We start from the raw sequence: 21,564 nt of genomic DNA, 5'->3' as shown, positions 1-21,564 counted from the left end.
GATTTGGAGGCACAACGATGACCGCTCCTCATATTATCGACCCTGCTGGCATGCTTGGCCAGGCGTTGTCCCAGGCATCCCCAGATCTGATGCGTTCCTTACTTCAGCACATGATCAACGCGTTGCTATCAGCGGACGCTGATGCGGTGTGCGGGGCCCAGTGGGGTCAACAAGATCCCCAGCGTCACGCCCAGCGCAATGGGTATCGCTACCGGCCCCTGGATACCAGGGTTGGCACCATTGACGTGGCTATCCCCAAGCTGCGCTCAGGTACCTACTTTCCAGAGTGGTTGCTTCAACGCCGCAAACGCTCTGAAAGCGCCTTGATCACAGTGGTCGCTGACTGCTACCTAGCAGGAGTGTCGACGCGCCGTATGGACAAGCTCGTCAAAACCCTGGGGATCACAGGACTGTCCAAGTCCCAGGTCTCACGCATGGCAGCCGACCTAGATGAGCACGTGGATCAGTTCCGCAACCGTCCCCTCCACGATGCCGGGCCTTTCACCTTCGTTGCCGCTGACGCGCTCACCATGAAGGTGCGCGAAGGAGGCCGCGTCGTCTCGTGCGCGGTCCTGGTTGCCACCGGAGTCAACAATGACGGACACCGAGAAGTGCTGGGGGTGCGCACATCTACCAGCGAGACCGGCCCGGCGTGGAAGGAGTTCTTCGCTGACCTGGTCACCCGAGGCCTGACCGGCGTGCGCCTGGTGACCAGTGACGCCCATCTGGGCCTGGTTGAAGCCATCGCCGCGAACCTGCCCGGAGCCGCCTGGCAACGATGCCGCACCCACTACGCCGCTAATCTCATGTCGGTCACCCCCAAAGCGCTGTGGCCCGCCGTCAAAGCGATGCTGCACTCGGTGTACGACCAGCCCGACGCCGCATCGGTCAACGCCCAATACGACCGGCTTTTGGACTACGTGCACGACAAGCTCCCCACCGTGTGTGATCACCTCGATCAAGCCAGGGCAGACGTCCTCGCGTTTGCGTCCTTCCCCACCGGAGTGTGGACCCAGATCTGGTCCAACAACCCCAATGAGCGCCTCAACCGCGAAATCCGCCGACGCACCGACTCCGTGGGGATCTTCCCCAACCGCCAGGCCATCATCCGCCTAGTTGGAGCCGTCCTCGCCGAACAAAACGACGAATGGGCCGAAGGCCGACGCTACCTCAGCCTCGATGTCCTCACCAAATCACGACTCACACCCCAACCCACCCAACAGGAGGACACCACACTCAAACTCACCGCATAACCCAACCCGAAGGACACAAAACGATTACACCACTCCACAGGACTTGACCGTCTGCGCGCATGCGGATAGGTTGTCGCCATATGGATAGGTTATGAGGATCCGGATAGCTTATTAACCTATCCGGACGCGGATAACCTATCCGCATCGTCGTAACCTATCCGTATCGTCGGCCGCCAGGTCAGTGCCGCCCACGGGAGTGAGAGCCGGGCCGGAGCTAGTCGCGCGTTAGCGCTCCAAATGAAGCGCCCGCCCCCCGCATGATGCGGGGGGCGGGCGGTATCGCACAGAATGTATGGGGTGTAAGCGAACGCAAGCGACACGTGGAACGCTAGCGTCACCAAGCATCAGCAGGCATCAGCACGCAACGCAAGCGTCACAACCGAAACTAGCTACGCAAGCGCAGCGTGCTCACTTCTTCTCGAGCGTCACGCGGTACACGTTGGTCTCGCGCAGCTGGAAGCCGGCGCGCTGGTAGAGGCGGTTCGCGGCCTCGCGCGAGGGGCGCGAGGTGAGGTCGACGGTGCGGGCACCGATCTTCTGAGCGTGCTCGATCGCGGCGACCACGAGGGACTGGCCGGCACCCTGGCCGCGGGCGGCCTCGTCGACGACGACGTCCTCGACCCACGCGCGCACGCCCGTGGGGATCTCGAAGGTGGCCAGCGACAGCATGCCGAGGATCGGGTGGTTGCCCTCCGCGTCAGCGGTGTCGGAGCGGAACACGAAGAAGTGCACGCCGGACTGGGAGAGGAAGCGCTCCACGTCGGCCTCGCTCATGGGGGCGGCGGAGCGGGACAGCTGGGGGATCAGGCGCCCCATGGCCTCGTGGATCTCAGGCGTGGCGGCGGTGATAAGTTCGACGGTCATGTTTCTCCTAACGTTAGGTCCAATTGTAACGGTCCGAGGCCGCGGTGGGCCGCGCGATCTGTGCGACCTACGCGCGCTCGAGGAGGAGAGCGACCTCGGCGTGGGTCGTGTGCGGGAACATGTCGAAGAGGCGTCCCTCGACGGGGCGCAGCGTGGGCATGGCCGCCAGGTCCGTGGCCAGCGATGCGGGGTTGCACGAGGAGTAGATGACGCGGGGTGCGTCGCACTCGTTGAGGAAGGCGGCCAGGTCCGCGCCGATGCCTCGACGCGGCGGGTTCACGACGATCACGTCGGGCACGTCCTCGGGTGACTGGGCTTGAGCCCACGAGGTCGCATCGTCCGCGATGAAGGACGCAGCCGACCGCGACAGGCCAGCGTGGCGGGCGGCGCTGATCGCCGAGGAGATCGCCCCGGAGGACACCTCGACGCCGGTCACGTGCGGGAATCCGGCGCGAGCACAGGCGAGGGCGAAGCCACCGACGCCGCAGTACAGGTCCCACAGGCTCTCGGGCAGCCGCCCATCGGCGAAGGGGCGCGAGGCCCAGGCCGAGGCCTGCTCGTACAGGGTGGAGGCGACGGACGCGTTGGTCTGCGCGAAGGAGCGAGGCCCCAGCTCGAGGCCTTCCACGGCCAGGGGGAGCGTGCGTGCCCGGGTCAGGATGATCTCGTCGGGGCCCTCCACGATGGCCTCGTGTGTCGGGTGAATGTTCGCAGTGACGACGTGTGCGCTGGGCACGAGGTCGCGCAGCAGCGGCAGTGCCGAGCGAATGTCGGAGACGCGGTCGCGCGTGCGCAGCACGAAGCGGATCATGAGCCGCTCGCCGTCGCCCACGGTGATGAGGATGTTCTTGAGCTCCCCGCGCTTAGTGGGAACGTCGTAGGGCGTCAGGTCCAGCGAGCGGATGAAGCGCTTGAGGCCGGGCGTTGCGCGGTTGATTGCGGGGTGCTGGATGGGACAGCCGGGCAGGTCGACGCCGCGGCGGTCAGGCCCCAGGATGCCCAGGGTGGGGCGGCGGCGGGTTCCTCCGACGACGAGCTTCGCGCTCGTGCGGAAGCCCTTCTCGGGGGACGAGGCCGGGGTCAGCCAGGCGATCTCGCCGGCTCCGGGGGCGGCGGAGAGGGTTGCCGCGACGGCCTCCACCTTGCCGTCGAGCTGACGCTCGTAGGGCTGGGGGAGGAGGGAGCAGGACCGGCAGGTCCCGGCGTCAAAGTGGTCGCAGCGCATCCCTTAAGTGTAAGTGGGGGCGGGGCGTACCGTCAGGTACGCCCCGCCCCCGTCTGTGGTGGTTATGCCCACGCGATGATTAGGCCTTGGCCAGGCGCGAGCGGCGGATGAACGCCGTGCCCGCTCCTGCGGCGACCAGTGCGGCCGCGACGAGGATCAGCGCGTTGGCGCCGGTGCGGGCCAGGCCACCCTTGCCACCCTGTTCGGGGGCGGGAGCCGGGGCCGCGGAGGGCTGCTCGCTCGGAGCGGCGCTCGGCTCCTCGGCGGGTGCCGGGGGAACGGTGACCGTCAGTGGAGCGGTCGCGGAGACGACCGGCGCGCTGGACTCGGCGACAACCGTGTGGTCCCCGGCCTCGGTGTTGGCGGGGACAGTCACCTCAGCGGTGAAGTCACCGTTCTCGTCCGTGGTGGCGGTGCCGACCTCGACGGGCTCAGAGTGCAGCGTGAGCGTCACGGTGGACTCGGGCGCGAAGCCCGTGCCCTTCACGGTGACGGTCTTGCCGGCCTCGACGGTCGTGGGATCGACGGTCACGGCGGGGGTCGAGAGCTTCTCGGCCTTGACGGTGACCGACTTGACGGTCGTGTCCTTGCCGAAGCCCTTGAGGGCGTACGTCGGGTTGTCGTATTCCAAGGTCACGCGAGCGGTCTGGTTCGGGCCGATCGTGAAGGGGCCGACACCTTCCTTGAGCTGGGCGACGGTCAGGTCCTTAATGACCTGTCCGGCGACGGTGACCTTGTACTTCGCGTAGGTGTCCGTGAAGCCTTCGGTGTCGAAGGCGACGCTCACGCCCGAGGCGACCTTGTCGCCCGAGGTGATGGAGGCCGTGAAGCTGGTCTCGCCGGTCTTGGGGGTGGGGGCCTTGAACTTTTCGAGGCCGGAGGCAGGGATCGTGGTCGCGTCGGTGCCGATGGTGGTCAGGCCGGTGGGCACGTAGTTGGGCGTGCCGTTCGTGGTGACCGTGACGACGGGGAGGATCTCGTCGGGCTGCGCGGGCAGCGTGATGACGAGGTCGTTGCCCTCGACCTTGTAGGTCAGGGCCGCGTCGGAGCCGTCCAGCTTCACCGAGGAGATGTCGTTGGCGCCGGCGCCGCGCAGCGTAATCATGCCGTCGGCGGGCCACTTCTCGATGCCCAGGTAGATGTGGGAGTCATCGACCATGGTCTTACCCCAGGTTTCGATGGGGAAGTGGGTCGGGCGAGAGTTGTTGAGGATGCCGGGGTGAGCGCGGTTCCAGTCGCCGACGCCCTTGAGGACGGAGGCGTCCCACGGGTCGTAGGAGCCGTCGAACTTCGGGCCGACGTTGAAGAGGAACTGACCGCCCAGGGCCACGGTCGAGAACATGTTGCCCACGATCTCGGTGGTCTTGGTGTGGGCGCCGCCAGGGGCCTTACGCAACGCCGTCGTGTTGTCGACGTCGATCATGTGGTCCCAGTCTTCCTCGGAGTAGTCCGGGTAGCCGGTGTCCTTGAACTTGGGGGCAGCGTCGTCCCAGTTCGCGTAGCCCCAGGTCTTGTGGAAGATCGAAACGGCCGACTCCCAGGGACCCTGGGTCTGCTCGGACTGCATCTCGTTGTCCCAGCCGACCTCGAAGTCCGCGCGGTCGTTGCCCACGCGGGAGTTGATCATGATGTTCGGCTGGAGCTCGTGCGCCCACTGGCGCAGCTGGTCGGACTGCTCGGGGTTCGGCTTGCCCATGTCGTACCAGAGCTCGGCGATCTCGCCGTACTTGCCGCCGAGGAGTTCCTTGAGCTGCTCATGGATGTAGTCCATGTAGCCCTCTTCGTTCAGCGTGTTGTCGTTACGCCACGGGTTCTCGGGCTGCTTCTCCCAGTCGATGTTGGAGAAGTAGAGGCCGAACTTGATGCCGACCTTCTTGCAGGCCTGCGACAGCTCGAGGAGTGGGTCGCGGTGCGAGGGTGACTGCTTGGTGAAGTTGTAGTCGGTCGTGGCCGTGTCCCACATGGCGAAGCCATCGTGGTGCTTGGAGGTGATGAGCAGCATCTTCATGCCGCTGTCCTTGGCCTGCTGACACCACGCGGTCGCGTCGAAGTTGGGAGCCTCGAAGGTCTGGGCGGTGGCCAGGTACTCATCACGGGGAATGCCCTGCAGCGGAATGCGGGAGTCCCAGGTCTGCTGGTGTCCCCACGCCTTGATCTGCTCGGGGTAGCCCACTTCCTGCTTCTGGCCCTTGTACCAGCCTGCGTAGGAGGAGTAGACGCCCCAGTGGATGAACATGGCGTACTTCATGTCCTGCCACTGTGCGACCTTTGTCTGGTCAGAGGCTGCGACGGCTGCGGGGATCGCGTAGCGCGCGTCGTAGGTGGCCTGGGTGGTGGGGGCGCCGGACGGGGCACCGTCGGCTGCTGGCGTGTCGGCCAAGGCGGGACCTGCCATTCCTAGTGTCAGTAGGCCGGCAAGGAGGCTGCCAGCCAGTCGTTTCGTGATGCGCATCAAGTCTCCATTGATTGACGGGGCTCTCAGTCGTTGAGAGCGTTACTAGTTTGCCAGAGGAAGGGTGTAGTACGCCACTTTCGAATTTTGCAATAACTTACGATGGGCTTTCGTCTGACTTACGGACGCTTGACACTATGGAACTTTTGGTAGCGCCAGACCGTGTTTCGTCTAGCCAGGTGGGATGGAATAAAAGTGAGCAAACAAAGTTGAGTACATCAGACTCAGGTTTTGAGTAGCTCAAGCTTGTGGGGCTCGACGATGGAATAAAAGTCGATCCCGCAAAGTTGAGTGAATCAGACTCAGGTTTGAGAGCTTCGGGTTGCGGAATAAAAACCCTGCTCCTAAAGTTGAGTACAACAGACTCAAGGATGTGTCGGGACCTTCCCGGCACCACATAGACCACACAGACCAACGCGAGCCGCTCCGGAAGCGGAGACGGCCTCGTGAACGAAAGGAAACCAACCATGGCACGTGCAGTCGGCATCGACCTCGGTACCACCAACTCCGCTATCGCCGTCCTCGAAGGCGGCGAGCCCACTATCATCCCCAACGCTGAAGGCGCCCGCACGACCCCCTCGGTCGTCGCCTTCTCCAAGACCGGTGAGGTCCTGGTTGGCGAGATCGCCAAGCGCCAGGCCGTCACCAACGTTGACCGCACCATCTCCTCCGTCAAGCGCCACATGGGCACCGACTGGACCACGGAGATCGACGGCAAGAAGTACACCGCGCAGGAAATCTCCGCGCGCATCCTCATGAAGCTGAAGGCTGACGCCGAGGCCTACCTGGGCGAGCCCGTCACCGAGGCTGTCATCACCGTCCCCGCCTACTTCAACGACGCCCAGCGTCAGGCCACCAAGGACGCCGGTCAGATCGCCGGCCTGAAGGTCGAGCGCATCGTCAACGAGCCCACCGCCGCGGCCCTGGCCTACGGCCTCGAAAAGGGCAAGGAAGACGAGCTCATCCTGGTCTTCGACCTCGGTGGCGGCACCTTCGACGTGTCCCTCCTCGAGGTGGGCAAGGATGACGACGGCTTCTCCACCATCCAGGTGCGCGCCACCTCCGGCGACAACAACCTGGGCGGCGATGACTGGGATCAGCGCATTGTCAACTGGCTGATCGACCAGGTCAAGGCCAAGACCGGCGCCGACCTGTCCAAGGATGCGGTCGCCCTCCAGCGCCTGAAGGAAGCCGCTGAGCAGGCGAAGAAGGAGCTGTCCTCCGCGACCTCCACGAACATCTCGCTGCAGTACCTGTCCATGACCGCTGACGGCCCCATCCACCTGGATGAGTCCCTCACGCGCGCCAAGTTCGAGGAGCTCACCTCCGACCTGCTCGAGCGCACCAAGAAGCCCTTCCGCGATGTCATGGCCGAGGCCGGCGTGACCGTCTCCGAGATCGACCACGTCGTGCTCGTCGGCGGCTCCACCCGTATGCCCGCCGTCACCGAGGTCGTCAAGGAGCTGACCGGCGGTCGCGAGCCCAACAAGGGTGTCAACCCCGATGAGGTCGTCGCCGTGGGCGCCGCCCTGCAGGCCGGCGTCATCCAGGGTGACCGCAAGGACGTCCTGCTCATCGACGTGACCCCGCTGTCGCTCGGTATCGAGACCAAGGGTGGCGTCATGACCAAGCTCATCGACCGCAACACGGCCATCCCGACCAAGGCTTCGGAGATCTTCTCCACCGCCGAGGACGGCCAGCCCTCCGTGCTCATCCAGGTCTACCAGGGCGAGCGTGAGTTCGCCCGTGACAACAAGCTGCTCGGCACCTTCGAGCTGTCCGGCATTGCCCCGGCCCCCCGTGGCGTGCCGCAGATCGAGGTCACCTTCGACATCGACGCGAACGGCATCGTTCACGTCTCCGCGAAGGACCGTGGCACCGGCAAGGAGCAGTCGGTGACGATCACCGGCGGTTCGTCCCTGCCCAAGGAAGACATCGACCGCATGGTGCGCGAGGCCGAGGAGCACGCCGCCGAGGACAAGAAGCGCCGCGAAGAGGCCGACACCCGCAACCAGGCTGAGCAGACCGTCTACGCGACGGAGAAGCTGCTCAAGGACGAGGCCGACAAGATCTCCGAGGAGACCCGCGAGGGCGTCCAGAAGGACGTCGACGCCGTCAAGGAAGCCCTCAAGGGTGACGACATCGAGGCCGTGAAGACCGCCATGGCGACCCTGTCCGAGTCCGGCATGAAGATTGGCCAGGAGATCTACGCCAAGCAGCAGGCCGACGAGGCCGGCGCCCAGTCCGCGCCCGCGCAGGACGACGTCGTGGACGCCGAGATCGTTGACGAGGACAACAAGTGAGCACCGAAGAAACCAACGGTTTCTCGGCGCCCAACGAAGACGCCAACGTCGCCGGGGCCGACTCCTTCGAGTCGGCCCCGGCCGGCCAGGCGGCCGAGAACAACGAGACCGCACCCGGCGCGGATGACGCTGCCCAGGCCTCGTCCGAGGGTTCGACCGACGACATGAGTGCCTTCGAGGAGCAGATCGAGGACTCCGACCTCGCCAAGGCCCTCGAGCGTATCGCGAGCGTCGAGGACCAGCTGGCCCGCGCCAACGCGGAGCTGTACAACCAGGGCCAGGAGTACGCCAACTACGTGCGCCGCTCCAAGGAGGCCATCCCCGGCCACAAGACCGCGGGCCAGGACGAGGTCATCGAGTCGCTCATCAGCGTCCTCGACGACATCGCCGCCGCCCGCGCGCACGGCGACCTGGAGGACGGCCCCTTCGCGTCGATCGCCACGAAGCTCGAGGAGACGCTCAAGACGCGTTTCGAGCTGGAGCGCTACGGCGCCCCGGGCGACGACTTCGATCCCGCCCAGCACGACGCCCTCATGGCGACCACCAGCCCGGATGTCGACCATCCCGTCATCGGGCAGGTCCTCACCAGTGGCTACCGCCGCGGAGACCGCGTGGTGCGCGCCGCGAAGGTGCTGGTGAACAACCCTGAATAACAGCAACAACACGCTCGCAACTGAAAGAGAGGTGACACGCGCGTGAGTGAACAGGAATGGTTCTCCAAGGACTTCTACAAGGTCCTCGGAGTTGACAAGACGGCGGATAAGAAGGCCATCACCAAGGCCTACCGCAAGCTGGCTCGGCAGTGGCACCCGGATCAGAACCCGGGCGACAAGGCCGCTGAGGCCAAGTTCAAGGAAATCGGCGAGGCCTACGCCGTCCTGTCCAATGACGAGGATCGCAAGCGCTACGACGCGATCCGCGCGATGGCTAGCGGCGGGGCACGCTTCTCCGCCGGATCGGGCGGCGCGGGTGGCTTCGAGGACCTCTTCGGTGCCTTCGGTGGCGCCGGCGGCTTCGGTGGAGGCGGCCACAACGTGCGCTTCCAGACCTCCGGCATGCCCGGCGGCGGGGCTGGCTTTGAGGACATCCTCTCCGGCCTCTTCGGCGGTGGCGGCGGTGGCGCGCGATTTGGGGGCGACCCCTACGGCTCGCCCTTCGGCGGAGCCAGTCACGCCCAGCAGGCGGCGCCCACCCCTGAAAAGGGCGGGACCGTGCGCGCAAAGCTGGCCATTTCCTTCCGTCAGGCCCTGAACGGTGCGACCCTGACCATCAAGGTTGGCGGCTCTCCGATCAAGGTCCGCATTCCCGCGGGCATTAAGGACGGTCAGAAGGTCCGCGTCAAGGGCCACGGCAAGCCCGGCATCAACGGCGGTCCCACCGGCGACCTCGAGGTCGCTGTGACCGTCAAGCCGCATCCCGTGTTCTCGCGCGAGGGTGATGACCTGGTCCTCACCCTGCCCGTGACCGTGTCCGAGGCCATCCTTGGCACCGTCGTCGACGTGCCGATGATCGACGGCAACACGGCCACGGTCAAGGTGCCTGCGGGTTCCTCCTCGGGTTCCGAGATCCGCGTGCGCGGCGGGGGAGTGAAGACCTCCAAGGCGACGGGTGACCTGATCGCCCGCGTGGCCATCCAGGTTCCGGACAAGCCGAGCCGCGACCTCAAGAAGCTCGCGAAGGAGATGGCGAAGGCCGAGGGTGACCTCGACGTCCGCGCCTCCCTGTTCGAGGCCGTGGAGGAGTAAGCCATGGCGAAGACGGGATCGGACGATGCGATCACGTTCGTCATCTCGGTTGCGGCCGAGCTGGCGGGCATGCATCCGCAGACCCTGCGCCAGTACGACCGCCTCGGCCTGGTGATCCCCGCCCGTACTAAGGGGCGGGGACGCCGATATACGAAGCGGGACGTGCAGCGTCTGCGCGACGTGCAGCGGATGAGCCAGGAAGAGGGCATCAACCTGGCGGGTATTCGACGCATCCTCGAGCTCGAGCGGCGCGTCGAGGCCTTGGAAGAGGAGCGCGACGCCCTGCGTGGGGCGGTCGCAGCGGCCGAAGCCAAGCGCAACCGCGTGTTCGCTGCGTCTGCGGATGGACAGGTCATGCCGATGCGCCGAGGCCAGCGCCCGTGGGATAGCTCCTCGAGGTCTGAATCTCGCTCCGGGGGCTCTCTCACCGTGTGGAATCCGGTGCGGGCGCTCGCGGCGCTCGCCTCCTCCGAGGCTTCGGCGCGTTCGGCCCTTCCGGCTGCGCCGCGATCGAATGGGCGCGCGGTGATTGAAGGGACGATTGTCTCTCGCCGCTAGGCATCGACACATAAAGGACTGCGGGACCCATCCAGTGGATGGGTCCCGCAGCATAATTCGATCGAGGATCCGGGGGCACACAGGATCCCCGACCGAAGCCTGGAACAGGCGACAGGCTTGCGCCTGCTGAACATAGTTTTACCAGGTCACGGTGGGTTTTGATAGTCGATTCTTGAGGTGTCCATCGCTTGGCACAAACGTGCAGGGGCTCCGTGAAATGCGTGCGTCAGATTCGCTACTATTTTTTTGGAAATGCCCTCTGACCTGCAATTTTGTCGGCGGATGCACCTTTTCCTTGAAAATGCTCATGTTGTGGGCCGGTGGGACGATGCTCTTGGGTGGCTCATCGGTCGATATTGACCGGTGGGACATATCGACGCCATCACAGAGAGATGGCGTGGATAACGTCGATATGCAATACGTAACTATCTGTGCAGGTCAGGTACGTATCAGCGTGTCGCGCGAGGAAAGCGGTCCGAGTGGCGCCCCTCGTCTGTGTCCTGATAGCGAGGATCGAGATGCGTCGGCGGCGCAACCGACGCCCCGCATGCGTTAACGTGGATGCATGACGAAATCTTCGCATCACCTGTCGGTGCGCTCTCGCCTGGCCACAGCGGCCGGTGGCGCCGCCCGCTTCGCATCGCGTGCCCTTGGGCGCGGCTCCGGGGGCATGATCGGCGGCGAGGTTGCCCTGCGTATCTCCCCGAAGCTCCTCGAGGAACTGGCTGCCCCCTTCTCCTCTGTCATCGTGACCGGCACGAACGGCAAGTCGACGACCACGCGTATGGTGCGCGCGGCGCTGGAAAGCGCGGGGCCCGTCGCCTCGAACATCAACGGCGACAATATGACCTCCGGTGTCCTGACGGCGCTCATGCAGGGTAAGGGGGCGACGCGCGCAGCCCTTGAGGTCGACGAAATGCACGTGCCCGGCGTCGCCGCCGACGTCAATCCATCGGTCTTCGTGTACCTGAATCTCTCGCGCGATCAGCTCGACCGCGTCGGCGAAATCGGCTCCGTCGAGCGTCGTCTGCGCGACGGGGCATCTGCGCATCCGGACGCCGTCGTCGTCGCCAACTGCGACGACCCGTTGATCGTCTCGGCCGCCGCCGACAATCCGAACGTCGTGTGGGTTGCGGCCGGTGGTGGATGGGGTGCAGACTCCGCCGCATACCCGCGCGGTGGCCGCGTCGTCCGCTCCGGCGAGGACTGGCACCTGATTCCCGCTTTCGACGGCGAGGAACTTCCTGAGCTCAGCAGCCGTCCTCAGCCTCAGTGGTGGCTCGAGGACGTCGAGCTGGCCCCCGAGGGCCCGCGTGCGACGCTGCGTGGACCGGACGGTGTCAGTGTTCCCCTCGAGCTGAAGCTTCCCGGGCGCGCCAACCTTGGCAACGCCGCGCAGGCCGTCGCCGCCGCCGTCGCCATGGGCATCGACCCCGCGGCTGCCGCCGCGGCCGTCAGTAGTGTCACCGAGGTCGCCGGACGCTACTCCGTCCACAACGTCAACGGTCGACGCGCGCGCCTCATGCTCGCCAAGAACCCCGCCGGTTGGCAGGAGGCCATGACGATGATCGACCCGCGCGTCGAGCAGGTCGTCATCGGAGTGAACGGCCAGGTGCCCGACGGCCAGGATCTCTCCTGGCTGTGGGATGTCGATTTTTCCGCAGTTAAGCAGCCCGGCCGTCGCGTTGTCGCCTGTGGTGAACGTGGCGCCGACCTTGCTGTGCGGCTCGAATACGCGGGCGTCCACTGTGACCTCGTCCCGCTGCCCATGGACGCCCTGGCCGCGTGCGAGCCCGGCCGCGTCGAGATGCTCCTCAACTACACGGCCATGCGCGACTTCAAGGTCCTGCTCGATCGAAAGGAAGGCACCCGATGAGCGCCTCCACGCTGCGAATCGGCGTCCTCATGCCCGAGGTCCTGGGGACCTACGGCGACAGCGGCAACGCACTGATTCTGGCCGAGCGCGCCCGCAGGCGCGGTATCGACGCCGAGGTTGTCCACGTCGGCCTGACCGAGGAGATCCCCGAGAGCCTCGACATCTACACGCTTGGCGGAGGTGAAGACACCGCCCAGGCGCTTGCGGCCGACAAGTTCCGCGGCACCTCCGGTCTCGCCCGTGCCCTTGACGCGGGCCGCCCACTCCTGGCGATCTGTGCCTCCCTGCAGGTGCTCGGTCACTGGTACGAGGATGCGCGCGGCGCACGCGTTCCCGGCATGGGAGTCCTCGACATTACGACTCGCCCTCAGGGGCACCGGGCTATCGGCGAGCTCGTCTGCGAGCCCGTCCTTGAGGGGCTCACGCAGACCCTCACGGGCTTTGAAAACCACGGTGGAGGCACCGTCCTCGGCCCCGAGGCCTCCCCGCTGGGGCGCGTCATCTCGGGCGTCGGAAACGGTACGCCCCAGGGAGAAGAAGCACCTGAGGTCCGCTACGACGGCGCTGTCCAGGGCTCCATCATCGCGACCTACATGCACGGTCCCGCGCTCGCGCGTAACCCCGAGCTGGCGGACCTGCTGCTTGAGCGTGCCACCGGAACCACGCTGGAACCCCTCGAGGTTCCCGGCGTCGCGCAGCTGCGTGAGGAGCGCCTGCGGATTGTCCGCCAGGCCTGACGTCGCTGCCGGTGTTATCACGCCGTATGCACGCGTTGCTATGCTGACACATAAGAATTTCTAGGAAGGCTTTCCTCATGTCGAATCCCAGGCCTTACGGAGTCCCCGGCGAGCAGGGCACGCCCTGGCCGCAGTACGGACAGGACGGCACCATGCCCGCCCAGGGCGGCTACCCGGGCGCCGCGTACGCCGGTCCCGCAGTCATGCCACCCATGAACCTGCCCAGTCGAGCTCCGGGCACGATCATGATTGTTCTGGGCCTGCTCATGATGCTGATCATCGCCCCGGTCATCTTTGCCGTGGTCGCTGTCTCAGGCCTCAACACGGAGGCGCCCGAGGATGTGAACGCCGTCAGCATTACCAATGGCGGGACCGTCGAGGTTGGCGCCAACGGGCAGTACACGATCCTCCTCGGCGACGTCGAGGCAACGTCGTGCACGATGACGGACACGGATGGCGACGTCTACGACATGCACTCGTTCGCCGGGATTAACAACTACTACACGGCCACGGATCTGCCCGCGGGTACCTACCGCATCGACTGTGAGGGTCTGCCTGCGGGAGCCGACATTGCGGGCATGGATGCCAGTGCTGGTGACATCACGAAGTCCAGCACGAATGGCCTCATTTGGTCTTCGGTGGTCGGCGTCAGTGGCACGATCATCATGATTATCGGCATCGTGCTGGTAGTGAAAGCCAACGGCAGGCGCCGAGAGCTTCGCCAGCAGGCGATGATGTCGGCCATCGGCTGACCCATGGCACACATGGAGGGGCGAGGCCCCGGAGAAACTCCGGCCTCGCCCCTTTTCTATCCCAGGTAGAGCGAGAGGACCTCATGCACACCCTGTCTTTCACGGGCGCACGCCAGGTGCGTTTCCCTGCACCAGACGTTGCGCGCGGCCTCATGCTTGCGCTCATTGCTCTGGCGAATGTGCCCTTTTGGATTGCTTACTTCCCGGAGACTCCCCGGGCAGGACACGCTGCGCTCGCGGCTATGGGCAGCGCCGACCAGTGGTGGTACCTGGCGCGGACCCTGTTCGTCGATCGCAGGGCCTACCCGCTGTTTTCGATTCTCTTCGGTTTTGGCATGGCGATCATGGCCTCGCGCACGATCGAACGCGAGCGCCGCTTCGCGTTGGACGCTCTTCCCCCTGAACTGAGCGCTGGCTGGAACCCCGTCCAGTGGGAGATTTTTCGCGATCGTGTCGAGCGCCGATCCCATCGTGCGGCCGCGCGTCTGATCCGCCGCCGCGGGTGGTGGATGCTCGCCTTTGGCCTGGTGCACGGCATCGTCTTTTCGGGAGACATCATCGGTGCCTACGGCCTCGTCGCGGTCATCTTCGCCGAAGTGATCGTCATGAGGCGTGGGTGGGCTCGCATTCTTGCGGGTTCGCTCATTGCAACCTTGAGTCTGATGGGTATAACGATGGGTGGCGCGATGATGGGGCGAGAGCCGATGGTGCTGGAATATCACGGACCCATGTCGCTCAACGCCTGGTACCCGCTGGTGTCTTTTGGGTCCTGGCTCGTCGCGACGCCTGCGACGGTGTTGACGGCGCTGGTGGTCCCCTGCGTCATGATCGGCGTGGGAGTTGCGCGCTGGGGCTTCCTGCAGGATCCGCGTGGGCGTGGGGCGCTCCTGGCGGGCATCGCGTTCGGAGGTCTGGCGATCGGTGCGCTGGGAGGCGCGCCTTTCGCGCTCATGCAGCTGGACTGGGCGTTCTCCAATTCGGCCGCCTGGTCCTATCCGCTCTTTCATGCGTCCGGTGTTGCGGGCGCCTGCGGCTGGCTGGCGCTCTTGGCGCTCGTGGGCGGCGGTCCGCGGGAGAAGCTGGGCACGGTGTGCGCGTTCCTGAGTGCGATTGGCCGACGCTCGATGACGGCCTATCTCTCGCAGACGCTGCTCTTCATTCTCATCTTCAGCGTGCTCGGCGTGTGTGGCGTGCGTTCGCTGGGGGTGGCGGTGTCCGGCCTCATCGCGCTGGGGGTGTGGGCGCTTATCGGGATCGGTTGCGTCATTGCCGAGGTTGCGGGTTCCTCTCGCGGTCCCGCGGAGTGGGCACTGCGTTGGCTCGTGACGAGGAGTGCGAGGACTCTGCCGCTGCCCGATCTGCCGCTCGTCCCCGGTGGAGGTGCCCCGGCCTCGTCGATTCCGGTGCCCCAGGTTCCCGCGCCGCCTGCTGGGTATGGTGAGACGTCGGTGAATGGTGGGAGTGTGGGCAATCAAAATTGCTCTATTTAGTAGAAACTTTTGAGTTCCGCAAGGGCTATCTGCAAATGTGAGCAACCATACATATGAGGGAGAGGTGTTTCGAGCGCCCCGGGTGAGCTGCGACGATGGTGTCGCCCGCCCGGTCTCGCCGAGTTAAAGAGGGGTCGCAAAGCCTTGGGGGCGTTGGTTTTTCGCGGTTTCTGCGCTACTGTGAAGGTACCAAGACACGTGCTGGTAACACGACGAGGTGAGCGGAGGAGGCGCCAATGGGTGTGCATGTGCAGGCCAAGGTTAGGGGCGGTCGGCGCGCTTTCGCCCCGTCGGTAGCGACGCAGTGGCGCGTTAACGAAGATCGGCACGAATAGGGGATCATCATGGGCTGGCTATGGCGGGCGGATGCCGACGGTGGAACCGACGGCGAGGAGACGCCTCGCCGCCGCGATCTGCCAGACGATATCGCCCCTGATATGGAACAATGGGAGGGTAGCAACGCAGCACCTCCGGAAGGAATTGTCACGGGTAATTCGGAGTTTGAGGCCAATCGTTTCGATATGGTTCGTCCCATCACGCAGGAGCGCTTAGGGCTCCTTTTTGACTCTGAGGGATGGGCCTGGCGTATCGACAGTGATGGGGACCTGTGTGGCTTCTGGGAAGGGCACCTGTTCTGCTTCCGCTTCCTCGGTGATTCGCGCGAGGTTTTGTCCATTGTTGCTTTCATGAAGAATCTCGTCCCGATTGAATTTGGCGAGGATCTGCGTGACTTCCTCCAGGCGTGGCATGGCGAGTTCCTGTGGCCCAAGGCCTACGTCGCTGATCAGGACGAGGGGGACCGTGTCGTCGCCGAGGTGAATGCTGATTACGAGTATGGCGCGACGGATGCGCAGCTCGTGCAGCAGGTGATGTGTGCGCTGGCGACAACCCTTCAGCTTTTCCGTGCGCTCGAGGAGCGCTATGGTCTCGATGATGATGAAGGGCCCGGTCCTGCCGGTGGTCATCAGCGCGGGTTTGACGGCCCCGCCTGGCTTCCGGAGAACTGACTCACATCCTCCCCAAAATTGAAGTTGAGTGGAATAGACTCAACTTTAGCTTCGTTGTGACTGTCAGAAGGCGTCAAGTGACTCGACGCCACCAGACAAGAACTTTTGGAGGAGTGATTTCATGGCACATGAAATGACAACGAAGGCGCAGGAGGCCGTCTCCTCTGCGCTGCAGGCTGCCGGTGCAGCCGGTAACCCGCAGGTGGAGCCTATTCATCTGCTTGAGGCATTGATTGAACAGCGCGAGGGCATCGCGCTCTCCCTGCTCGAGGCCGTTGGGGCCGACGTGCGTGCGATCGGCGCGCGCACCCGCAATGCCCTCGTGGCGCTCCCGAGTGCGCAGGGCGCATCCACCGGAAGCGCCCAGCCCTCGAACGCTCTGCTCGCGGTCGTCCGCGACGCGGGTGAGCGCGCCGAGGCCGCCGGCGACCAGTACATCTCGACCGAGCATCTGCTCATCGCGCTGGCCGCATCGCAGACCGAGGCGGGTCGTATCCTCTCTCAGGCTGGAGTCGATGCTGATGCGCTGACTCAGGCGCTCGCGCAGCTGCGTCCCGACCCGATTACCTCGGCTGACCCCGAAGGGTCCTTCGAGGCCCTGTCCAAGTACGGCCGCGACCTGACCGAGGTGGCGCGCGAAGGAAAGCTTGACCCGGTTATCGGCCGCGACAACGAGATTCGCCGCGTCGTGCAGGTCCTGTCTCGCCGTACCAAGAACAACCCGGTTCTGATCGGCGAGCCGGGCGTCGGTAAGACGGCCGTCGTTGAAGGCCTCGCCCAGCGCATCGTTGCGGGCGACGTTCCGGAGTCCCTGCGCGACAAGCGCCTCGTCTCCCTCGACGTAGCATCGATGGTCGCCGGCGCGAAGTACCGCGGTGAATTCGAGGAGCGCCTGAAGGCGGTGCTGTCCGAGATTTCTCGCTCGGACGGGCAGATCATCACCTTCATCGACGAGCTGCACACCGTCGTTGGTGCGGGCGGCGGCTCTGAGGGTGCGATGGATGCGGGCAACATGCTCAAGCCCATGCTCGCCCGTGGCGAGCTGCGCATGGTCGGCGCGACGACACTCGACGAGTACCGCGAGAACATCGAAAAGGACCCGGCGCTGGAGCGTCGCTTCCAGCAGGTGTTCGTCGGCGAGCCCTCGGTTGAGGACACCGTCGCGATCCTGCGCGGTATCGCGCCGAAGTACGAGGCTCACCACAAGGTGACCATCTCCGACGGCGCGCTCGTTGCCGCGGCGACCCTGTCTAACCGCTACATCACGGGGCGTCAGCTGCCTGACAAGGCGATCGACCTGATCGACGAGGCAGCCTCGCGCCTGCGCATGGAGCTGGACTCCTCGCCCGTCGAGATCGACGAGCTGCGCCGCAGCGTGGATCGCCTCCGTATGGAGGAGTCCTACCTGACCGAGTCCGATCCGGAGGGTCTGGATGAGGCTACGCAGGAACGGCTGAGCAAGCTGCGCGCGGACCTCGCCGACCGCGAGGAGAGTCTGCGTGCTCTGACGGCTCGCTGGGAGGCTGAGAAGGCTGGTCACAACCGCGTTGGTGACCTGCGCGTCCAGCTCGACTCGCTGCGTACCCAGCTGGACCTGGCCGTGCGCGAGGGGCGATGGGAGGAAGCCGGGCGCCTGCAGAACGGTGAAATCCCGGCAGTTGAGCGTCAGATCGCCGAGGCGGAAGCGCAGGCCGAGGAGCAGGATGCCCGAAGCGACGACGAGCCGATGATCGCCGAGAAGGTCGGCCCCGCAGAGATCGCCGAGGTGATCGAGGCGTGGACCGGAATTCCGACGGGTAAGCTCCTGCAAACGGAGACGGACAAGCTCCTGCATATGGAGGATGAGCTCGGAAAGCGCCTCATCGGTCAGAAAGATGCCGTGCGTGCGGTGTCCGACGCGGTCCGCCGCTCCCGCGCGGGCCTGTCCGACCCGAACCGTCCGACCGGTTCGTTCCTTTTCCTCGGGCCGACGGGTGTTGGTAAGACAGAGCTGGCCAAGGCGCTCGCGGAGTTCCTCTTCGACGACGAGCGTGCGATGGTGCGTATCGACATGTCCGAGTACTCTGAAAAGCACTCGGTGGCGCGCCTTGTCGGTGCCCCTCCGGGGTACGTGGGCTACGAGCAGGGCGGTCAGCTGACCGAGGCGGTGCGCCGTCGTCCCTATTCCGTGGTTCTGCTGGACGAAGTTGAGAAGGCCGATCCTGAGATTTTTGACATTCTTTTGCAGGTTCTGGATGATGGGCGTCTCACTGACGGACAGGGGCGGACGGTCGACTTCCGCAACACCATTCTGATCCTCACCTCGAACCTTGGATCGCAGTTCCTGGCGGACCCCTACTTGACACCCGAAGAAAAGCGGGAGTCTGTCATGTCCGTCGTGTCGGCGGCCTTCCGTCCGGAGTTCCTTAATAGGTTGGATGAGACGGTTATGTTTGACGCTCTTACCCGCGAAAATCTGGGAGAGATCGTCGATTTGCTCGTCGCGTCACTGGAGTCTCGCCTGCGCGAGCGTCGCATCGGTTTGACAGTAACCGAACCGGCCCGTGGATGGCTTGCTCGAGTCGGCTATGATCCGGCCTTCGGAGCACGTCCGCTGCGCCGCTCGATTCAGCGGGAGATCGGTGATCGACTGGCCAAGCTGCTGCTCAGTGGAGACGTTCAAGATGGTCAGAATGTGACAGTTGACATTAACGACTCCATTGATGGGCTTGTCATGAATGTTGATAAACCCTGAGATTGCGCGGTACACTGACTACCAGTGTGTATTTCGGGCACGCGGTATGTGGTGCCCGCAACAGCAGGAGATGATATGACAACCCAGAGGAAGGCCCGTGGCGCCTACTCCGTAGGACAGGCGACGCGTGAATCCATCCTCTCGGCAGCGATGGTTCTCATCGCGGAGAGGGGCTATAACGGCTTCTCTCTGCGCGACCTCGGTCGTCGAGTCGGTATTTCGCACCCCGCCGTCGTCTATCACTTCCCCTCCAAGGAAGCGATCCTGCGCAGTGCGATCCAGCGCCACGAGGAGATGAACGCTCTCTTCGACGTCACCATTAACGAGGAGATGGAAGGCGGCTTCGACGAGGGTGGCATCACCGCAGGCTCGTTCGTTGACTGGGCGGTCGGAGAGATGCGCTTCGCCATGAAGCCCGGCGCCGACGCGGCGATCGCTCTGGACTGTGTCCTGTGGGCTGAGTCGTCCTCCGAGTCGCACCCTGCACACGCGCACTACAAGTACCGCACCCAGCAGATGGAGGAAGCCCTCACTGCGATGATCCAGACCTTCGTCGAAGAGGAGGGTGCCGATATCGGTACTACTCCTCGCACCCTGGCGAAGATCCTCATTCGCTACTGGTACGGATCGGTCGTTTCGGCTCGCTACAACGATGAGCCGATCGACGCCCGCGAGTTCGTCGCGGACTTCCTGGCCGTGTGCGTGCAGCTCCTGCACCTGCCCGCGCACTACGTCCTCCAGCTCGGCGCTTCGGTGCCCGAGGAGGTTGCTGAGGTCTACGCCCGCACACTGCGTAAGATCAGCGAAAAGACCACTGCGGCCGCCGAGGTTGGTGCGGCCCCGGAGGCCACCGCGTGATCGGCCCGCTGCCGTCTTTCGATGTCGCCCTCGTCCTTCGTGTCGAGGGCGACGTCGTCTTTGCGCACGGAGACGTCGATCGCGTCTTCCCGCTCGCGTCGGTAACCAAGCCGATCGTCGCCTGGTCGGTGCTGGTTGCTGTCGAACGAGGCCTGATTTCCCTCGATGATCCCGCGGGTCCCGAGGGGGCGACGGTCCGTCACCTGCTCGCCCACGCCTCGGGCCTGCCGTTCGAGGGGCGCCGCCCCGTCGCTGCTCCCGAGAAGCGCCGGATCTACTCGAACGAGGGCTTCGACGTCCTCGGCGAGGTGATTGAGGCCGCGACTGGCGTCGGCATTGCGCAGTGGGTGCGCGAGACGGTCTTTGATCCGCTTGGCATGGCGACGGCCGATATTCCCGGTAGCCCCGCCCATGCGGGCGTTGCCAGTGCGTCCGACGTCAGCCTCTTCGGCGCCGAGCTCGCACGCCCAACGTTGCTGAGTGGGCCCTTGGCAGCCCTCGCGGCACTGTCGCAGTTTCCTGCGCTCGCAGGCGTTGTGCCCGGCTACGGGCGCTTCAATCCCTGCCCGTGGGGCCTCGGCCTCGAGATTCGCGGTGAGAAGTCGCCGCACTGGACCGCGCCCGACGCCTCCCCGCGCACGATCGGGCACTTCGGACAATCCGGCTCCTTCGTGTGGGCGGACCGCGACCTTCGCGCCAGCGCCGCCTTCGTTGGCGCGGAGCCTTTCGGGCAGTGGCATCACGACAACTGGTCAGCCCTCAATTCCGAGCTGCTGCGCCTCGCGCGCGAGCATGCGTAATCGATACGGAACGAGGCCTGGGCGCACGCCCAGGCCTCGACCCGTGTCGGCCGGCTGAGTTCCGGCCTCGTTTACCTCTTAGTCGACGTCGATGATGACGGGCACGTGGTCGGACGCACCCTTTCCCTTGCGCTCGTCGCGGTCGATCTGTGCGCCGCTCACGCGCGCGGCGAGGGCCGGCGAGCAGTAGGCGAAGTCGATGCGCATGCCCTCGTTCTTGGGGAAGCGCAGCTTTTGGTAGTCCCAGTAGGTGTAGTTTGTGACGCGCTCGCGAGTGACCTCAACCCAGCCGTCCGCGGCGAAAGCGGCGAAGGCCTCGCGCTCGGGCGCCGACACGTGCGTGGCTCCCTCGAAGGCGCTCATGTCCCACACGTCCTCATCGAGGGGAGCGACGTTCCAGTCGCCGACGAGGGCAATCAGGGCGCTCGGGTCGGCGAGCCAGCCGCGGCCCTGCTCGGCGAGGTTCGCGAGCCACTCCAGCTTGTAGGCGTAGTGCGCGTGCGTGAGCTCGCGGCCGTTGGGGACGTACAGGCTCCAGATCGTCATCGACGAGGCCTGCCCATCCCCGGAGGGGAGTGTGTCGGTCGTGTCGATGGTGACGCCGAGCGCGCGAGCTTCGACCACGGGCGGTTCGCCGAAGGCGGGCTGGGTGGGGAAGTGGTCCTGCACGTCCAGGATCGGCAGACGGGAGGCGATGGCGACGCCGTTCCACTGATTGAGACCGTGGATGGCGACGTGGTAGCCGGCCTCCTCAAATGCTTCCGTAGGGAACTGGTCGGGGCGGCACTTAATTTCCTGCATCGCCAGCACGTCTGTGCCTGAGCGCTGAAGGAAAGCAATGACGCGGTCGACGCGCGTGCGGATGGAGTTGACGTTCCAGGTCGCAAATCTCATGGGGTCGAGCCTATCG

General features: G+C 65.1%; 17 protein-coding genes. 13 read left to right on the top strand and 4 right to left on the bottom strand.

The features are described 5' to 3' along the window. The first annotated feature begins 17 nt into the window (after positions 1-17). Positions 18-1,253 (top strand): IS256 family transposase, encoded by a 1,236-nt coding sequence (locus CYJ22_RS03150; RefSeq protein ID WP_101601011.1) that lies wholly within the window; start codon positions 18-20, stop codon positions 1,251-1,253. Positions 1,254-1,661: 408 nt separating this feature from the next. On the opposite strand, the gene CYJ22_RS03145 is transcribed toward CYJ22_RS03150, so the two are convergent. The 3 genes from CYJ22_RS03145 to CYJ22_RS03135 all read right to left on the bottom strand — a co-directional run bounded on the left by CYJ22_RS03145 (position 1,662) and on the right by CYJ22_RS03135 (position 5,794). Beyond that, a complete protein-coding gene (locus CYJ22_RS03145; protein ID WP_007587363.1) occupies positions 1,662-2,117 on the bottom strand; it encodes a GNAT family N-acetyltransferase in 456 nt (151 codons plus the stop codon). Positions 2,118-2,184: 67 nt separating this feature from the next. Next, entirely contained in the window at positions 2,185-3,342 is a 1,158-nt protein-coding gene (locus CYJ22_RS03140; RefSeq protein WP_101601008.1) for a methyltransferase, read from the bottom strand. Between the two features lie 79 nt (positions 3,343-3,421). After that, positions 3,422-5,794 (bottom strand): alpha-L-fucosidase, encoded by a 2,373-nt coding sequence (locus CYJ22_RS03135; protein WP_101601006.1) that lies wholly within the window; start codon positions 5,792-5,794, stop codon positions 3,422-3,424. A gap of 467 nt (positions 5,795-6,261) precedes the next feature. Between CYJ22_RS03135 and dnaK the strand changes: the two genes are divergently transcribed. The 12 genes from dnaK (at position 6,262) to CYJ22_RS03075 (ending at position 20,654) form a co-directional block, all read left to right on the top strand. After that, positions 6,262-8,097, top strand: a complete 1,836-nt coding sequence (gene dnaK / locus CYJ22_RS03130; protein WP_101601004.1) for a molecular chaperone DnaK — start codon at positions 6,262-6,264, stop codon at positions 8,095-8,097. Continuing rightward, entirely contained in the window at positions 8,094-8,750 is a 657-nt protein-coding gene (locus CYJ22_RS03125; RefSeq protein ID WP_101601002.1) for a nucleotide exchange factor GrpE, read from the top strand. The genes dnaK and CYJ22_RS03125 overlap by 4 nt, the downstream gene beginning before the upstream one ends. A 42-nt stretch (positions 8,751-8,792) precedes the next feature. Then, positions 8,793-9,842, top strand: coding sequence for a DnaJ C-terminal domain-containing protein (locus CYJ22_RS03120; RefSeq protein WP_101600999.1), 1,050 nt, complete (start codon positions 8,793-8,795; stop codon positions 9,840-9,842). A 3-nt stretch (positions 9,843-9,845) separates the two neighbouring features. Continuing rightward, positions 9,846-10,400 carry a heat shock protein transcriptional repressor HspR gene (locus tag CYJ22_RS03115; RefSeq protein WP_007590343.1) on the top strand — a complete coding sequence of 185 codons (555 nt, stop codon included), beginning with the start codon at positions 9,846-9,848 and terminating at the stop codon, positions 10,398-10,400. Positions 10,401-10,965: 565 nt separating this feature from the next. After that, positions 10,966-12,276, top strand: coding sequence for a Mur ligase family protein (locus CYJ22_RS03110; protein ID WP_007590360.1), 1,311 nt, complete (start codon positions 10,966-10,968; stop codon positions 12,274-12,276). Continuing rightward, positions 12,273-13,013, top strand: a complete 741-nt coding sequence (locus CYJ22_RS03105; RefSeq protein ID WP_007590347.1) for a type 1 glutamine amidotransferase — start codon at positions 12,273-12,275, stop codon at positions 13,011-13,013. Before CYJ22_RS03110 ends, CYJ22_RS03105 begins: the two co-directional genes overlap by 4 nt. Before the next feature lie 77 nt (positions 13,014-13,090). Further along, positions 13,091-13,765, top strand: coding sequence for a hypothetical protein (locus tag CYJ22_RS03100; RefSeq protein WP_007590364.1), 675 nt, complete (start codon positions 13,091-13,093; stop codon positions 13,763-13,765). Between the two features lie 83 nt (positions 13,766-13,848). Continuing rightward, complete coding sequence (locus CYJ22_RS03095) at positions 13,849-15,255, top strand: DUF418 domain-containing protein (protein ID WP_007590374.1); 1,407 nt, start codon at positions 13,849-13,851, stop codon at positions 15,253-15,255. A 344-nt stretch (positions 15,256-15,599) separates the two neighbouring features. After that, entirely contained in the window at positions 15,600-16,262 is a 663-nt protein-coding gene (locus tag CYJ22_RS03090) for a YbjN domain-containing protein (RefSeq protein WP_007590349.1), read from the top strand. Positions 16,263-16,383: 121 nt separating this feature from the next. Next, entirely contained in the window at positions 16,384-18,996 is a 2,613-nt protein-coding gene (clpB, locus tag CYJ22_RS03085) for an ATP-dependent chaperone ClpB (protein ID WP_101600997.1), read from the top strand. 75 nt (positions 18,997-19,071) lie between these two features. Beyond that, the gene (locus tag CYJ22_RS03080; RefSeq protein ID WP_007590359.1) at positions 19,072-19,854 is read left to right on the top strand and encodes a TetR/AcrR family transcriptional regulator; all 783 of its coding nucleotides are present in this window, start codon (positions 19,072-19,074) and stop codon (positions 19,852-19,854) included. Further along, entirely contained in the window at positions 19,851-20,654 is an 804-nt protein-coding gene (locus CYJ22_RS03075) for a serine hydrolase domain-containing protein (protein WP_007590362.1), read from the top strand. Before CYJ22_RS03080 ends, CYJ22_RS03075 begins: the two co-directional genes overlap by 4 nt. Before the next feature lie 78 nt (positions 20,655-20,732). Here the strand turns inward: CYJ22_RS03075 and CYJ22_RS03070 are convergent, their stop codons facing one another. Further along, entirely contained in the window at positions 20,733-21,548 is an 816-nt protein-coding gene (locus tag CYJ22_RS03070; RefSeq protein WP_101600994.1) for an exodeoxyribonuclease III, read from the bottom strand. Positions 21,549-21,564 lie beyond the last annotated feature (16 nt).

The sequence above is a fragment of the Schaalia odontolytica genome (assembly GCF_002847525.1).
Lineage (GTDB): Bacteria > Actinomycetota > Actinomycetes > Actinomycetales > Actinomycetaceae > Pauljensenia > Pauljensenia odontolytica_B.
The sequence above is the reverse complement of the archived record's forward strand: the minus strand, read 5'-3'. Positions and strand labels throughout refer to the sequence as shown.

Excerpts from the sequence above, each read along its gene's own strand:
- CYJ22_RS03150 (WP_101601011.1), top strand. The coding sequence starts at position 18 with ATGACCGCTCCTCATATTATCGACCCTGCTGGCATGCTTGGCCAGGCG.
- CYJ22_RS03145 (WP_007587363.1), bottom strand. The coding sequence starts at position 2,117 with ATGACCGTCGAACTTATCACCGCCGCCACGCCTGAGATCCACGAGGCC.
- CYJ22_RS03140 (WP_101601008.1), bottom strand. The coding sequence starts at position 3,342 with ATGCGCTGCGACCACTTTGACGCCGGGACCTGCCGGTCCTGCTCCCTC.
- CYJ22_RS03135 (WP_101601006.1), bottom strand. The coding sequence starts at position 5,794 with ATGCGCATCACGAAACGACTGGCTGGCAGCCTCCTTGCCGGCCTACTG.
- dnaK (WP_101601004.1), top strand. The coding sequence starts at position 6,262 with ATGGCACGTGCAGTCGGCATCGACCTCGGTACCACCAACTCCGCTATC.
- CYJ22_RS03115 (WP_007590343.1), top strand. The coding sequence starts at position 9,846 with ATGGCGAAGACGGGATCGGACGATGCGATCACGTTCGTCATCTCGGTT.
- CYJ22_RS03110 (WP_007590360.1), top strand. The coding sequence starts at position 10,966 with ATGACGAAATCTTCGCATCACCTGTCGGTGCGCTCTCGCCTGGCCACA.
- CYJ22_RS03105 (WP_007590347.1), top strand. The coding sequence starts at position 12,273 with ATGAGCGCCTCCACGCTGCGAATCGGCGTCCTCATGCCCGAGGTCCTG.
- CYJ22_RS03100 (WP_007590364.1), top strand. The coding sequence starts at position 13,091 with ATGTCGAATCCCAGGCCTTACGGAGTCCCCGGCGAGCAGGGCACGCCC.
- CYJ22_RS03095 (WP_007590374.1), top strand. The coding sequence starts at position 13,849 with ATGCACACCCTGTCTTTCACGGGCGCACGCCAGGTGCGTTTCCCTGCA.
- CYJ22_RS03090 (WP_007590349.1), top strand. The coding sequence starts at position 15,600 with ATGGGCTGGCTATGGCGGGCGGATGCCGACGGTGGAACCGACGGCGAG.
- clpB (WP_101600997.1), top strand. The coding sequence starts at position 16,384 with ATGGCACATGAAATGACAACGAAGGCGCAGGAGGCCGTCTCCTCTGCG.
- CYJ22_RS03080 (WP_007590359.1), top strand. The coding sequence starts at position 19,072 with ATGACAACCCAGAGGAAGGCCCGTGGCGCCTACTCCGTAGGACAGGCG.
- CYJ22_RS03070 (WP_101600994.1), bottom strand. The coding sequence starts at position 21,548 with ATGAGATTTGCGACCTGGAACGTCAACTCCATCCGCACGCGCGTCGAC.